The sequence below is a fragment of the Streptomyces thermodiastaticus genome, from assembly GCF_014656135.1.
GTDB classification, from domain to species: domain Bacteria; phylum Actinomycetota; class Actinomycetes; order Streptomycetales; family Streptomycetaceae; genus Streptomyces; species Streptomyces thermodiastaticus.
In genome coordinates this window covers 85845-99966 of the sequence record NZ_BNBV01000023.1, presented here as the reverse complement: position 1 = coordinate 99966, position 14122 = coordinate 85845, and the positions used below count along the sequence as shown (strand labels likewise).

Below are 14122 nucleotides of genomic sequence, written 5' to 3'. Positions count from 1 at the left end.
CCAAGGCCCGCATCAAGGAGTGGGACACCCAGCTCGACGCGGTCCTGGACGCCTACTTCGACGACGGCGAGGGCGAGCCGGAGCAGGGGGCCGAAGGGGAGCAGCCGGCTGAGGCGGACCAGAAGGCCGAGGAGAGCGGGAAGGCCGAGGCCGACCGAAAGGCCGGGGAGGACCGGGACGGCAAGTCGGCGGAGGCCTCCGCTGCCCCGGACGCGAACGAGGCTGCGGCCGACGACACCGACAAGGACCGCTCCGAACCGTCGCAGGACTCGAAGCAGTCCGCCGCGTCGACGAACTGACGTGCTGACGGCGCCCTGAAGACACGGGAGCCGGCAGCACACGCAAGGTCGACCGGAGTGCGCCGACCCTCCTACGAGCTCAAGGGCTGTGCGCACCCCCTTCGAGGCCTGCGGTCAGCCGGTTCGGCGGAAATCAGGACATCACGGGGAACTCCCTGCCCCTCCGTGCGTGGAGCTGTCGCTGGTCAACCGGACGGACGCACTCGTGGTAGCGGGAAATCCAGGTGCTTCGGGAAGTCACAGCACGTCGGACAAGGGTGCTCGCCACTCCTCTATCACCTGCTGCATGTCCGGCAAAATGTGCTCCCTGCCCGGACACCGGGCCGCCACCGGGTCCGCATTGGTCAACTCCGTACGCCAGATATCCGCGACCGTGGGCGTCGCGCTCCACGTCGCCGCCGTCGGTGCGCACGTCGGCCCCGCGCAGCGACAGGACTTCCGCGTCGCCTGGCTGGTGGCGGCGGCACTGAGCGCCGCGACGGCCGTCGTCGGCGCGCGGATCACCCGCGCCGCCACACGCACGAGAAAGGTCCTGGCTCCGGCAGCCACCCAGGCCACCCGCCTCACCGACACGCACTGAACCGCTCTCCCCCAAAGCCCCGCCGCTCGGCGACGCGGTGGAGAACACGGACACATGACACGCATTCTCATCGTCGGCGCATGCGCCACCGGCGGCTGTCTCGGCCGTGCTGTCCCGCAGGGGACGGGTGAAGCCGGCGCGCTCGTCGGCCGCCCGCCTTCCGGAGGTCTGGCGGACGTGCTCCCGGCCTCGCCTCGGGCCCCGTTCGGCCGGCGGGTGTCCTCCCCGCCACGCGAGGGTGCTCCGGCGGCGACCGCGGCGCCGCGCGCCGGCCGCCGCCGGAGCGGGCGGGCCGGTGCCACCGGCATCACCCGTTCGAGCAGCTGCCGCAGACGGTCGGGCACCGGAGTGCGCACCACCGTCACGCCCGGACGCTACCGAGCGACGCCGGATGCGGACGGCGTCGGACGCAGCGTCGCCGTGAAGCTTCGGCCGTAGGCGTGTCGCGTGGTGATGTCGAGCCGGGTACCGCCGCCGACCGGGCTGACCTTGACCCCGTCGTCCGCCGAGACCGCCTTCATCGTCCGGCCGCGGACCGTGACCGAGACCGTGTCCCGCTCCATCGTCGGGTCGGACACGGCGACCTTGGTGGTGCCGTCGCGCATCTCCTGGAGGATCACCGATGCCGGGCCGTCGGCCGAGAGCCGCCCGGCGTGGTGGGTGCCCGGTGCGAAGACGTTGGCAGCCACGATGCGCAGCTTCGCCTGCTGCACGGCCTGGATCCGCGGGGTGTTGGCCAGAACGGACACCGGGCCGCCGGCGTAGGACCTCAACGCTGCTTCGGAAGCGTTCGGGACGAGGGCGTAGGCCATCGAGGTGGGTGGTGCGCCGGCCGCCTGCTCGACGGACACGGAGAAGACCTGCTTGCTCACCATGGTGTCCGGGTTGGCGGCGCGGACGAGACGGCGGCTGCGGGTGACCGTGTCGAGCGCGACGGTCGGCTGCTGCTCGTCCAGGAAGACGTATCCGACCGCGGTGCCCTGGCCGGTGTCGGCGTAGCGCAGCCAGGCCAGCGGGGCCGTGCCCGGTCCCAACCAGGCCCTGCCGTCGCGCAGTTCTCCCGTGAGAGTGACGACGTCCGAAGGGTCGGCGATCCGGCTGTCGATGGTCGTCGTCACCGGGCGTCCCGCCCGGTCACCCACCCCGGCGGCGAGGACGACGATCTCGTCGTCGAACATGAACCACGACTTCGTCGCCTCGGCGTTGCGGTAGACGACGAAATCGTCGGGAAGGGTGCCGGCTTGTTTCGCGGCATACGCCACGTCGTCGGCCTGGACGTATCCGGCGGCGCCGTACGCGCCGAGGCTCGCGCCGCCGGAGAAGGTGTTGGTGCCGCGGGGGAAGTACACGTAGGTGTTCTGCGACTCGGAGGAGGACGTGAACCCGCGTTCGGGGTTGTCGTACCACTGAGTGCCGTAGAGCTCGGGAATCGTCTTGCGGCTCTCGACGGGAGCGGTGACGCCGGCGAGACGGCAGGGCGGGACGGCCGTGTAGTAGTCGACGCCGAAGGCCTGGGTCTGGTCCTGACCGGACAGGTAGAGGTGGTAGGCGCCGTCGCCCTGGAACCATGGCATGAGGTTCTCGCCGCTCATGTACTCGTACTTGCTGATCCTCGTGGAACTGCGGGCCAGAGCGAAGGCGTAGCCGGGTCGCCGGTGGACGGTCCTGTCCATCGCATTGAACGCCACGTTGCGTGCAGGGGGGTTGAGGTCCTTGGCCGGGACCGACGCATCGGCGAGGAGGGCGGCGTAGCGGGCGATGCTCACCGGGGAGACGAAGCTCACGGGGTCGGGTGCGGCCTTCGACGTCCGCGCGAGGTATGTGACGTAGCCCTGCAGGGCCGTGGCGTCGGTACCGGACGCGCAGTCGGAGAGATCGACGACGGCCTCGACGACGGAGGCGACGGAGTCGTACCCGGTGGCGGTCCGGGACACCGCACGGCCCTTGACCATGTCCATCATCCAGCCCTCGAAGATCAGGGGAGCGAAGCCGTCGACCACCCAGGTGTGTACGGTGCCGGCGAGGCCGTCGATGTCCTGGGCGTAGCTCGTGCCATGAAGGATCTTGAGGGTCTGGACGACGCGGGTGAGCAGTCCGGTGCCGTAGGAGCCGGTGTAGGCGACGGAGGCGTGCTGGATGAACGAACCGTCGGCGTAGAAGCCGTCGGTGACGCCGTGCAGGGGGTGGTACGGATCGACCGTCGCGAAGACGGTCAGCTGGTCGGTGATGGCCTTCCTGATGCGGGCGCCGTCGTCGAGCACGGCGCCCTGCAGGATCCGGTTCGTGGTGATGTCGGCGAGGTTGGCTCCGGTGTGGAAGCGCGAGTCGAGGTCGACGTCGCCGTCCTTGCCGTTGCGCAGGTAGGCGTCCATCGAGGCGACGTAGGCGGCGGTGAGTCCGGGCCGGTACTTTGCGAGGTGGTCCTTGAGCAGGACGAGGATCTTGCTCACGTGGGAGGAGATGCCGATCTCCCAGGTGAACCAGTTGCCGTAGTAGCCCTTCGACGGGGTGCCGTAGTAGTCGTCGTAGAGCCGGGCCAGGCCGTCGACGACCCGTGTCTGGACGGCCACGTTGTCGCGGAGACAGGACGCCGTGGCGCCGGGCGTGCGGGTCGCGAGGGCGATCTCGTAGAGGTACTGGAACGATCTGGTCAGGTTCGTGTCGCTGGTGCCGAGGGGGACGCCCCGGAACAGCTCCCCCTGCCCGGCTTCGTCCATCGCGGTCAGCCGGGCCCGGGCGGTCGCGTCGATGGCCGCGAGTTTGCCACTGACCTCCGGCCGGGCGTTGGAGTCCGCGGTGCCGGCGAACATCGCGACGACGTTGTCGAGCAGTACGGCGTGGTCGGCGGCCGCGTCGGCGGGCCGGGGCACCGCCCATGCCCGGAGCGGCCGCGTCACTGCCAGCAGGGTTGCTGCGGGGAACAACGACAACAGAGCACGACGTGAGGTCTGCACGGGCCGCTCCAAGGCTCGACCGTAAGGCGCTTGCCGCATCCAACCAACTGTGAGTCCGCCTGTCACCGGTGCTGTGACCGCGAAGGTTCGCCGGGAAGCTCGCGGTGTCCGGAGCGGTGCCGCGTGGGAGGCCGTGCCGCCGGCTCCCGGATTGTGGCGATGGCCGACGGAAGGCAGGGTGGTTTCGAGACGGGTCCACGGAGGTGTGGCGCATGTCGGAGATGAACCCGGAGCACGCAACCACCAACGAGGTCTCCCTGCCGCCCGAGGTACAGGTGCTGCAGGAGGTCACTCCGCCCTTCTTTCCCGAAGGCGGTTCGGGAACGACCATTCTCGTCGAGTGGCCTCCCGGCCACCCTGGGCTCCCTCCGCATCGCCACTCGGGCCCGGCGTTCGGCTACGTTGTGGAGGGCGCGCTCCGGTTCGAACTCGAGGGCGAGCCGGAGCGTGTGGTCCAGGCCGGCGGGACGTTCTGGGAGCCGGGCGGTGACGTGATCCACTATCAGGACGGCAACGCACTGTCCGACGCGCCGACCACGTTCGTGGTGACCATGCTGTGCGCGCCGGGCCGGCCGATGCTCACCTTGGTCGACGAGGAGGAGCTGACCGAACGGGCGCACCTGCGCGCCCCGCGTCCGTCCGAAGGCTGACCCGGCGAGATCGCTGGTGTGACGCCCGGAAGACCGGTCCGGGAGCACCGCGCCTGTCGCTCTCGCCATGCCGCTGCGCCGGGCGCACGGCGAAAGAGCGTCAGGCCTGTCGATCGGGTTCGAAAACGCCGCGGCACGTGACGCCCGCACCGGGCGGGCTCCGCTCGTCGAGACGGTCACCTTCGTCGACGGTCTGCGGCGACGGTCTCCGAGGCCGCCCCTCCTCAGTCGGTCGACGCGCATGTCACCCCGGCGTATGGCGGCATATATGGCATATGTGCCTGCGACAACGTAATCTCCATCTCCACGAAAGGCGTGTCATGAGGATCGCAGTCATCGGCGGCACCGGGCTCATCGGGTCGCAGGTCGTCACGAACCTGAACGCCGCCGGTCACGAGGCGGTACCCCACTCGCAGTCCACCGGCGTCGACATCATCAGCGGCCGGGGAGTGGACGAGGCGATGGCGGGCGCCGACGTCGTCGTCAACGTGACGAACTCCCCGACCTTCGACGAAGCCTCGCTCGCCTTCTTCCGGACGTCGATGGACAACCTGCTGGCCGCGGCCCACAAGGGCGGTGTCGGTCACTTCGTCATCCTCTCGATCGTCGGCGTGGACCAGGTACCGGAGCTGGACTACTACCGGGCCAAGACGCTCCAGGAGCAGATCCTCGCGGCCGGCCCGGTCCCCTACTCGATCGTCCGCGCCACGCAGTTCATGGACTTCATGGACACCGTGCTGTCCTGGACAGCCGACGACGACACCGTCCGGTTGCCCGCCACGCCGATCCAGCCGATCGCCTCCAAGGACGTGGCGCGGGCGGTGGCGGAGGTCGCCGTGGGCGACCCGGTGAACGGCATCCACACCATCGCCGGCCCCGAGGTCTTCCCCCTGGACGAGCTGGGCCGGATCACCCTGGCCCACAAGGGCGACAACCGCACCGTCGTCACCGACCCCACCGCCGGCATGTTCGCGGTCGTCAAGGGTGACGTCCTCACCGACAGGAACGCCCACCTCGCTCCCACCCGCTACACCGATTGGCTCTCCTGACCTGCTCGCGCCCTCTGAGGTGCGCGGACCGCCGCGCGGGAGGCCGCCGGCCGGCGTCGGCTACGGCCGCTTCTGGTCGTCGTACTCGGTCAGTCCGGCGTCCAGCAGCGCGGGCTGGTAGGTGCCCGCCGCCTTGGAGAGCCAGCGCAGGCTGTGGTAGCCGACCAGGACCAGGAGGGTGCCCAGGGCGATGCCGCTGAGCTCGAAGGTGTGGGTGATCTTCAGGCTGACGCCGCCGATGCCCACGATCAGCCCGGCCGCCGCCGGTATCAGGTTGAGCGGGCGGCCGAAGTCGACCTTGTTGCGGATCCAGATCTGGGCGCCGAGCAGGCCGATCATGCCGTAGAGGATGACGGTGATGCCGCCGAGGACACCGCCCGGGATCGCCGCGACGAAGGCGCCGAACTTCGGGCACAGGCCGAAGAGCAGCGCGAAGAACGCCGCGCACATGTAGGCCGCGGTGGAGTAGACGCGGGTGGCGGCCATGACGCCGATGTTCTCCGCGTACGTGGTCGTCGCCGGGCCGCCGGCCACCGTCGAGACCATGGTCGCCGCGCCGTCCGCCATGATCGCGGTGCCGAGTTCGTCGTCCAGCGGGTCTCCCGTCATCTCGCCGACGGCCTTGATGTGGCCGGTGTTCTCCGCGACGAGCGCGATCAGGACCGGCAGGGCCACGACGATCGCGGAGGCGCTGAACGCGGGCGCGTGCAGGTCGGGGAAACCCACCCAGGCGGCCTGCTTCACCGCGGTCAGGTCCAGACGCCAGTGGTCGGTCACCTTGCCGCTGCCGTCCACCGAGTGGATCTTGCCCGCGGTCAGGTCCAGGATCCAGGAGAGCACGTAGCCGAAGAGCAGGCCCAGGAAGATCGCGATGCGTGACCAGAATCCGCGCAGCACCACCAGGGCGAGCCCGGTGAACAGCAGGGTGGCGAGCGCGGTCCACTGGTCCTGCGGCCAGTAGCTGGAGGCGGCCACCGGGGCGAGGTTGAAGCCGATCAGCATGACCACGGCACCCGTCACCGCGGGCGGCAGCACGGCGTGGACGACCCGCGAGCCGAGGAACCGGATGACGACGCCGACCACCGCGAGGGCGAGACCCACGACGAACAGGGCGCCGGTCAGCTCGGCCGGACCTCCGCCCTGGCTGCCGATGACGGCGGCGACACCGACGAAGGAGAGCGACGACCCCAGGTAGCTGGGCACCCTCCCCCGTGTGATCACCAGGAACAGCAGCGTCGCCACACCCGAGGCCATCAGGCCCAGGGCGGGGTCGAGGCCCATGAGCACCGGGGCGACGAAACACGCACCGATCATGGAGACGACGTGCTGCGCACCGAGGCCGATCGTGCGGGTCCAGGTGAGCCGCTCTCCCGGCCGGACGACCTCACCCGGATGCAGGTGCCGCCCGTCACCGTGCAGCTTCCAACCGAAACCCGACATCTGGAAACGCTCCGTTCGTTTTACTGTCGAACGAAAATACAAGATGCCTGGCCACCCGGCCGAATCGATCGAGGTGCGCCCACCGCGGGCCGGCGACCCGCCCGGCCCCCTCGCCGCGTGCGCGCGGATCCGGCGGCCGTACGCGCGGGTGCGGCAGCCGTGCGCCGCTCCCGTCGCGCCCCGCGCGACACGCTCGTGTTTCCCCCGTTCCGGGGAAGTGCGGGGCCGATGGGCGCCGGACGCGGGCCGGGCCTGGGAATCTGCCCGCATGGGGCAATCGGCACAACTCATCCGCCGCCCGCACACAGTGGACAGCGTGCTCGCCCGGATGCGCGAGCTGGCCGCCACACTGCCGGAGCGGGACGGGATCGCGGTGTTCAACCGGGTCTACCTCACCGTCACCGAGGAAGTGGCGCGGAGCCTGACCACCGGGCGGTTCAGGGACCCGCGGGCCACCGCGACGCTGGACGTGCACTTCGCGGTGCGCTATCTCGACGCCGTGGACGCGGCGGCCGAGGGGCGGCGCCCGCCCGGCTGCTGGCGGCCGCTGATCCAGTTCCGCCGGCACCCGGGGATCCGACCGCTGCAGTTCGCGCTGGCCGGCATCAACGCGCACATCGGTCACGACCTGGCGCTGGCCGTCGTGGACGCCTGCCGCGCCCTGGACTGCGAACCGGCCGACCTGGAGAGCGACTACGACCGGGTCGGCGACCTGCTCGTCGCCCTGGAGGAACGGGTCCGCGAGGATCTGATGCCCGGCCCCGACCTGCTGGAGCTAGCCGACCCGCTCACCCATCTGGTGGACGCGTGGAGTCTGGAGCAGGCCCGCAGCGCCGCCTGGTCGGCCGCGCGGGCACTGTGGGCACTGCGCCGGCTGCCCGACCTGGCGGAGGAGTTCGCCCAGCGGCTGGACGCGGCGGTCGGCTTCGCCGGGCGCATGATGCTCACCCCGCTGCCGTCCTGACCGGGCGGCCGGCGCCCGCCGGACCGTACGGCCACCCGTGTGACCGCCCGCGCAATCGCACCGCGGGCCGCGGTGCTGCCGGGAATGCACAGTCGTCACTGTACGTTGCACCATCGACACGCTCGATGACGAAGGAGGGCACATGGCGACTCGGCTGGGCCTCGGCCTCCCCCAGAATCATCAGTTCCACCTGGGCAGGGACGTTCCCGACGTCGCGCGCGCCGCGGAGCGCATCGGCTACGACAGCCTGTGGGTGTACGAGCGGGCCCTGTTCCCCGAGCCCGCCGCCCAGGGGCTGTACGGCATCGAGGGCATGCCGTGGCCCGATGCCTACCGGCATGTGGCCGACCCGTTGGTCACGCTCACCCTGGCCGCGGCGGCCACCGAACGGGTCGAGCTGGGCAGCAGCGTGCTCGTGGCGCCGCTGCACCTGCCGTTCCAGCTCGCCAAGGCACTGGCCTCGCTGGACGCGGCCAGCGGTGGCCGGGTGATCGCCGGGCTCGGCACCGGCTGGTCCCTGGACGAGTACGCGGCCACCGGCGTGCGGCCGATCAAGGAGCGCGGGCCCGTGCTCGACGAGGTGCTCGACGTGTGCCGGGCGGTGTGGGGCCCCGACCCGGTGCGCTACAGCGGCCGGATCACCGCGATCGAGTCCGCCGCGGTCGGCCCCAAGCCGGCCCGGCCCATCCCGATTCTGCTGGCCGCCGCATCGCGGAAGGCCCGTGAGCGTCTGGTGGACCGCGCCGACGGCTGGCTGCCCGTCGGCTCGGGCGTGGACGACATCGCCCGCCAGTGGCAGGCACTGCAGGAGCTGGCCGCCGAACGCGGCCGCACGCAGCCGATCCGGACGGTGCTGCGGGCCAACACGCGCTACACGCCCGAGGGCCACCAGGGCGGCGACCGGCCGCCGTTCCACGGCAGCGCGGACCAGATCGTCGAGGACGTGCTCGCCCACGCGGCCATCGGCCTGGACGAAATCCTGGTGGACCTGCAGAGCGGGGTCCGCGACGCCGAGGAACTCAAGGACGTCGCCGCGGAGGTGTACGAGAAGGCACGGGCGGCCGGACTCTGACCGTCCGCGCCGGCACGGGAGCTGCGCTGTCCGTGCCGGCGGACACCAGAGGGCCCGGTGTTCCGCGGCGTGCCCGCGCAACGTCCTGCCGGGCCCGCCGGCGCACAGCCCGCGGGCCCGGCATGATCACGCGGACGCGAGGCGCGGGGATCTAGTCCTCCGGCAGTTCCACCGGCGCGATCTCGTCGAAGACGTCGCCCGGGCCGGGGTTGGACGGGTCGGTCGAGCCTCCGAGGTGGTGCATGACGCCCCAGACCGCGTTCAGCGCGGTCTGGACGGCGCCCTCGGCCCAGCCGGCCGTCCAGGAGATGTCGTCGCCGGCCAGGAAGATGCCCCGCTTGTCCTCGGGCAGCCGGTCCTGCATGAAGTGGGTGAACAGGCGGCGCTGGTAGCGGTAGTGGCCGGGCAGGTTCGCCTTGAACGCGCCCATGAAGTAGGGCTCGTTCTCCCAGGAGACAGTCACCGGGTTGCCGATGATGTGCCCCCGGATGTCGACGTTCGGATAGATCTCCGACAGGGACGCCAGCATGACCTCCATCCGCTCCTCGGCGGACAGCGGCAGCCACTTCAGGCTGTCGTCGCACCAGGTGTAGGAGAGGCAGATGACAGCGGGCTTGTCCGGTCCGTTGTCGAGCAGGTAGGTGCCGCGGGTCATCCGGTCGGTGAGGGTCATGGACATCACGTCCCGCCCGTTCTCGTCCTTGTCCAGCCAGAACGGCCGGTCGACGGGGACGAAGAGTTTGGAGGACTCCATGTAGTGGGTGCGCTCGATCGCGGTCCAGTGGTCGATCGGGAACAGCTCCTCGTCGCACCGGATCTTGGACAGCAGCATCCACGACTGCGCGGTGAAGATCACCGCCCGGTAGGTGCGGATGTCGCCGCCGGCGTCGGTGACGGTGATCCGGTTGCCCGCGGTGCGGTGCAGGCGGGTCACGGCCGGACGCGGGGCGCCGTCCGGGTGCAGGGACTTCAGCGAGGTGCCGTGCGGCCAGTGGACGATCTTCTCGGGCCGGCGTTCCCAGAGCCGGAGCGGCAGTTGCTGAGAGCCGCCGACGATGCCCCGGTGGCGGTCGTCGGCCTCGGTGTAGACGACGCGCAGGATCTCCAGGATGGAGTTGGGGAAGTCGGTGTCCCAGCCGCCGGTGCCGAAGCCGACCTGGCCGAAGATCTCGCGGTGCCGGAAGGAGCGGAAGGCCTCCGACGCGCACAGGAAGCCGTAGAAGGTCTGGTTGTCGAGTTTCTCGACCAGCTCCGACCAGATCTCGCGGATGCGCCGCACGTCCCGCTGCCGGATGGCCTGGTTCATCTCGGAGAAGCGGGCGCCCTCTTCGAGGCACGCGGTCCAGGCGTCGGCGACGTCCCGGTAGACCTGCGGCAGGTCGTCGATGGTCCTCGCGTAGTGCGTCTCGCCCTTGAGGTCGACGACGGTCGACGGGGTCGCGTCCGCCAGGGGGTTGGGGAACGGCTTGGTCTCCAGGCCGACCAGGTCGATGTAGTGCTGCAGGGCCGTGGAGGACGGCGGGAAGCGCATCGCGCCCATCTCGGCGGTCAGCGACGCGTCGCAGCCCTCGAAGCCGACGGTGCGCAGCCGGCCGCCGATCCGGTCGGCCTCGTAGACGACGGGCTTGAGGCCCATCTTCATCAGCTCGTAGGCGGCGACGATGCCCGACAGGCCGCCGCCGACGACGGCCACCTCGGTGCCGTGCTCGGTGGCGGGTATCTGGCCCAGGCCCGCCGGGTGGGCGAGGTAGTCGTCGTAGGCGTAGGGGAAGTCCGGACAGAACATGGTGATCGGCGGCTGCTGCGGGTCGGCGTGCTCGACGGCGTTGGGCACCGTGGACGTCATGGGGTACGGACTCCTTGCACAGACGAACTCGGGAAGGTTCGGGGAAACGGTTCGGCCGGGTCAGACCAGGGACCCGTACAGGCCGGGGCGGCGGTCGCGCAGGTACGGGTTGGTGATACGGGAGGCGGCCAGGAAGGCGGGGTCGGCGTCGGCGAGGAGCAGTTCCTCGCCGCGCCCGCCGCGGGCACGGGCCACACCGTCGGGACCGGCGAGGACGGAGAGCCCGACGAACTCGAACTCCCCTTCGCGGCCGGTCCGGTTGACGTACGCCACGTACATCTGGTTCTCGAAGGCCCGCACCGGCACCAGGGATTCGGCGACGAACTGGAAGGGGTGCATCTGGGCGGTCGGGACGAGGAGGAAATCCGTTCCGGCCAGGGCGTGGGCGCGGACGGTCTCCGGGAACTCGACGTCGTAGCAGATGACGATGCCGACGGTCAGGCCGTGCAGTTCGGCCTGGACGACCGGCTGCTCGCCCGGGGTGAAGTGGTCGCGTTCGAAGCAGCCGAAGAGATGGGTCTTGCGGTAGTTCGCCAGGCGGGTGCCGTCGGCGGAGATCAGCTGGGCGGAGTTGAAGACCGCTGCGCCGTCCCGCTCGGGGTAGCCGTAGGCCACGGCCAGTCCGTGCCGGCGGGCCAGCTGTGCGACCGCGTCCGCGGCCGTGCCGTCGGCGGGCTCGGCGAGACGGGCGACGTCGTCGCCGATGGCGTATCCGGTCAGGAACAGCTCCGGGGCGACGAGCAGCGCGGCCCCCGCGTCCGCGGCCCGGCCCGCGGCCTCGTCCAGCTCCTTGAGGTTCTCGGCGACGCAGCCGGGACGGCCGGAGCTCTGGAGCAGGGCGGTGCGCATGCGGAATCCTCGCCGGTGAGGGGGTGATCGGGGCGCCTGACGAAGGCGCTACGACGGTACGGTCGGCCGGCTCGCGCGGACAAGCGTCAGCTGTTGCGGGGTGAGGCGCTGATCATTGCGTGCCGGGGCGGCTCGGCGGTGATTCGTTGCGCGGGGGCGGAAGGGCTGCTCAGGGCCGCGCTGGACGCCGTCCGACCGGGGCCTGTGCGGACGCCTGGCGACCGGTCGGGTTGCGCGCCTCGGGGTCGGCCGGAGACGCCGGTGCCCCGGGGCGGTCCGCGGGATCGGGCCGCCCCGGGGCACCGGGGTTGTTCGCCGGGGCGGGCGGGTGTCGTCCGGCCGCCCCCGGCGTCAGGCGGGCGAGCCGGAGTTGAAGCGGCGCACCAGCGGGGAGAGGACCAGCACCGACTTGGTGCGTTCCACGAACGGCTCGCCGGCGATGCGTTCCAGGACGCGTTCGAAGTGCCGCATGTCCGCGGCGAAGATGTGGGCGATCGCGTCGGCGTCACCGGTGACGGTGGAGGCGGCGACGACCTCCTGGTACCGCTCCAGCCCGCGCTGGATGGTCTCCGGCGAGGTGTTGCTGCGGCAGTAGATCTCGACGAACCCCTCGGTCGCCCAGCCGAGCGCCGCCGGATCGACGCGGACGGTGAAACCGGTGATGGCTCCGGTGGCGCGCAGCCGGTCCACGCGCCGCTTGACCGCGGGGGCGGAGAGGCCGACGAGCTGCCCGATGTCCGCGTAGGAGCGGCGGGCGTCCTCGGCGAGGGCGTGCACGATGCGTTCGTCGAGATCGTTCAGCACGGGGTACGGGTCACTTCTTCGTGTTCGGTGGTTCTACTGCTCCGCCGCCGCGGGACCTGCGGGTTCCGCGAGGCGGGACCGGCGATAGCCGTATACGAAGTAGAACACGAGCCCGACGGCCATCCAGACCCCGAAGACCACCCAGGTCACGGCGGACAGGCTGCCCATCATCCAGACGCAGAAGAGGAAGCCCAGCGCGGGCAGCAGAGGCGACAGCGGCACCCGGAAGGTGCGGTGCATCGTCGGGCGGGTCCGGCGCAGCACCACGACGGCGACGTTGACCAGGGCGAAGGCGAACAGGGTGCCGATGCTGGTGGCGTCGGCGAGCTGGCCCAGCGGGACCGCCGCGGCCAGCACCCCGCAGAACGCCGAGACGATCAGCGTGTTGGCGCGGGGCGCCCCGGTCTTCGGGTGGACCCGGGAGAACACCTTGGGCACCAGTCCGTCGCGGGACATCGCGAACAGGATGCGGGTCTGGCCGTAGAGCACGGTCAGCACGACGCTGGCGATGGCGACGACCGCGCACGCGGCCAGCAGGGTGCCCCAGAAGCTCTGCCCGGTGACCTCCCGCATGATCTGGGCGAGGGCCGCCTCGGAGTCGTTGAACTGCCGCCACGGCTTGGCGCCCACGGCGACGGCGGCGACCAGGACGTACAGGGCGGTGACGATGACCAGCGACAGCATGATCGCGCGGGGCAGGTCGCGCTGCGCGTTCTTCGCCTCCTCGCCGGCGGTGGAGGCGGCGTCGAAGCCGATGTAGGAGAAGAACAGCGTGGCTCCCGCCGCGCTGACACCGCTCATGCCCAGCGGCATGAAGTGAGAGTAGTTGCCGGAGCGGAAGCCCTGCACGCCGATGGCGCAGAACAGCACCAGTGCGGCGATCTTCACACAGACCATGATCGTGTTGGCGCGGGCCGACTCCCGGGCGCCGCCCAGCAGGAAGACCATGGCAAGGAGGACGACGATCAGCGCCGGCAGGTTGAACACGCCGCCGTCGCCGGGCGGGGCCGACAGCGACGCCGGGAGGGTGACGCCGATGGTGCCCTTCAGCAGCTCGTTGAGGTACTCGCCCCAGCCGACGGCGACCGCGGCCACCGACACGCCGTACTCGAGCACCAGGCACCAGCCGCACACCCAGGCGATCAGCTCGCCCATCGTTGCGTATGCGTACGAGTACGAGGAGCCGGAGACCGGGATGGTGCCGGCCAGCTCCGCGTAGGACAGGGCCGAGAACAGGGCCGTGAGGCCGGCTATCACGAAGGACAGGGTGACGGCGGGACCGGCCTTGGGGACCGCCTCGCCGAGGACCACGAAGATGCCGGTGCCCAGGGTGGCACCGATGCTGATCATGGTGAGCTGCCACAGGCCGAGGGAGCGGCGCAGCGAGCCGCCCTCGCCCTGGCCACCCTCGGCGACCAGGCGTTCCACGGGCTTGCGCCGCATCAGTCGCGCCCCGGCGGTCAGGGGGACGGCGGGGCTGCTGTGGTCCGGGGGTGCGCCCTGATCGAGCACGCGCGGCTCCTTGTCGCTGGGTGGTGGAAGGTGGCGGGGGCGGGCGGCGCCCCGTCCCAGGGCACCACCGAGCGGGGTCCCTGCCACGCCGAGTACTGCGCAG

Annotated in this window: 11 protein-coding genes and 1 pseudogene; 6 read left to right on the top strand and 6 right to left on the bottom strand. The window is 71.1% G+C overall.

What is annotated here, in order from left to right:
• Nucleotides 1–299: pseudogene (locus IE286_RS20210) on the top strand (hypothetical protein); the annotation flags it as partial.
• A gap of 286 nt (nt 300–585) precedes the next feature.
• Nucleotides 586–879 (top strand): hypothetical protein, encoded by a 294-nt coding sequence (locus IE286_RS20205; protein WP_189798179.1) that lies wholly within the window; start codon nt 586–588, stop codon nt 877–879.
• Nucleotides 880–1253: 374 nt separating this feature from the next.
• Here the strand turns inward: IE286_RS20205 and IE286_RS20200 are convergent, their stop codons facing one another.
• Nucleotides 1254–3833 carry a polysaccharide lyase family 8 super-sandwich domain-containing protein gene (locus IE286_RS20200; RefSeq protein ID WP_189798178.1) on the bottom strand — a complete coding sequence of 860 codons (2580 nt, stop codon included), beginning with the start codon at nt 3831–3833 and terminating at the stop codon, nt 1254–1256.
• 212 nt (nt 3834–4045) lie between these two features.
• Here IE286_RS20200 and IE286_RS20195 point away from each other — a divergent pair, with 212 nt between their 5' ends.
• Nucleotides 4046–4483 carry a cupin domain-containing protein gene (locus IE286_RS20195; RefSeq protein ID WP_189798177.1) on the top strand — a complete coding sequence of 146 codons (438 nt, stop codon included), beginning with the start codon at nt 4046–4048 and terminating at the stop codon, nt 4481–4483.
• Nucleotides 4484–4803: 320 nt separating this feature from the next.
• The gene (locus IE286_RS20190; RefSeq protein WP_189798176.1) at nt 4804–5532 is read left to right on the top strand and encodes an SDR family oxidoreductase; all 729 of its coding nucleotides are present in this window, start codon (nt 4804–4806) and stop codon (nt 5530–5532) included.
• 60 nt (nt 5533–5592) lie between these two features.
• Here the strand turns inward: IE286_RS20190 and IE286_RS20185 are convergent, their stop codons facing one another.
• A complete protein-coding gene (locus IE286_RS20185; protein ID WP_189798175.1) occupies nt 5593–6972 on the bottom strand; it encodes a uracil-xanthine permease family protein in 1380 nt (459 codons plus the stop codon).
• A 268-nt stretch (nt 6973–7240) separates the two neighbouring features.
• On the opposite strand from IE286_RS20185, the gene IE286_RS20180 reads away from it, so the two are divergent.
• On the top strand, nt 7241–7936 hold the full coding sequence (locus IE286_RS20180) for a DUF5995 family protein (protein ID WP_189798174.1): 696 nt from the start codon (nt 7241–7243) through the stop codon (nt 7934–7936).
• A 142-nt stretch (nt 7937–8078) separates the two neighbouring features.
• Nucleotides 8079–9008, top strand: coding sequence for an LLM class F420-dependent oxidoreductase (locus tag IE286_RS20175; protein ID WP_189798173.1), 930 nt, complete (start codon nt 8079–8081; stop codon nt 9006–9008).
• A 151-nt stretch (nt 9009–9159) separates the two neighbouring features.
• Here IE286_RS20175 and IE286_RS20170 read toward each other — a convergent pair whose 3' ends face one another.
• From IE286_RS20170 to IE286_RS20155, 4 genes are all read right to left on the bottom strand, one after another.
• Nucleotides 9160–10854, bottom strand: a complete 1695-nt coding sequence (locus tag IE286_RS20170) for a flavin monoamine oxidase family protein (protein ID WP_189798172.1) — start codon at nt 10852–10854, stop codon at nt 9160–9162.
• A 60-nt stretch (nt 10855–10914) separates the two neighbouring features.
• Complete coding sequence (locus IE286_RS20165; protein ID WP_189798171.1) at nt 10915–11703, bottom strand: carbon-nitrogen hydrolase family protein; 789 nt, start codon at nt 11701–11703, stop codon at nt 10915–10917.
• A 351-nt stretch (nt 11704–12054) separates the two neighbouring features.
• The gene (locus IE286_RS20160) at nt 12055–12507 is read right to left on the bottom strand and encodes an Lrp/AsnC family transcriptional regulator (RefSeq protein WP_189798170.1); all 453 of its coding nucleotides are present in this window, start codon (nt 12505–12507) and stop codon (nt 12055–12057) included.
• A gap of 33 nt (nt 12508–12540) precedes the next feature.
• Nucleotides 12541–14019, bottom strand: a complete 1479-nt coding sequence (locus IE286_RS20155; protein WP_189798169.1) for an amino acid permease — start codon at nt 14017–14019, stop codon at nt 12541–12543.
• Nucleotides 14020–14122 lie beyond the last annotated feature (103 nt).

What these genes read in the sequence shown, in the direction of transcription:
- IE286_RS20205 (WP_189798179.1), top strand. Translation starts at nt 586, where the DNA reads ATGTCCGGCAAAATGTGCTCCCTGCCCGGACACCGGGCCGCCACCGGG.
- IE286_RS20195 (WP_189798177.1), top strand. Translation starts at nt 4,046, where the DNA reads ATGTCGGAGATGAACCCGGAGCACGCAACCACCAACGAGGTCTCCCTG.
- IE286_RS20190 (WP_189798176.1), top strand. Translation starts at nt 4,804, where the DNA reads ATGAGGATCGCAGTCATCGGCGGCACCGGGCTCATCGGGTCGCAGGTC.
- IE286_RS20185 (WP_189798175.1), bottom strand. Translation starts at nt 6,972, where the DNA reads ATGTCGGGTTTCGGTTGGAAGCTGCACGGTGACGGGCGGCACCTGCAT.
- IE286_RS20180 (WP_189798174.1), top strand. Translation starts at nt 7,241, where the DNA reads ATGGGGCAATCGGCACAACTCATCCGCCGCCCGCACACAGTGGACAGC.
- IE286_RS20175 (WP_189798173.1), top strand. Translation starts at nt 8,079, where the DNA reads ATGGCGACTCGGCTGGGCCTCGGCCTCCCCCAGAATCATCAGTTCCAC.
- IE286_RS20170 (WP_189798172.1), bottom strand. Translation starts at nt 10,854, where the DNA reads ATGACGTCCACGGTGCCCAACGCCGTCGAGCACGCCGACCCGCAGCAG.
- IE286_RS20165 (WP_189798171.1), bottom strand. Translation starts at nt 11,703, where the DNA reads ATGCGCACCGCCCTGCTCCAGAGCTCCGGCCGTCCCGGCTGCGTCGCC.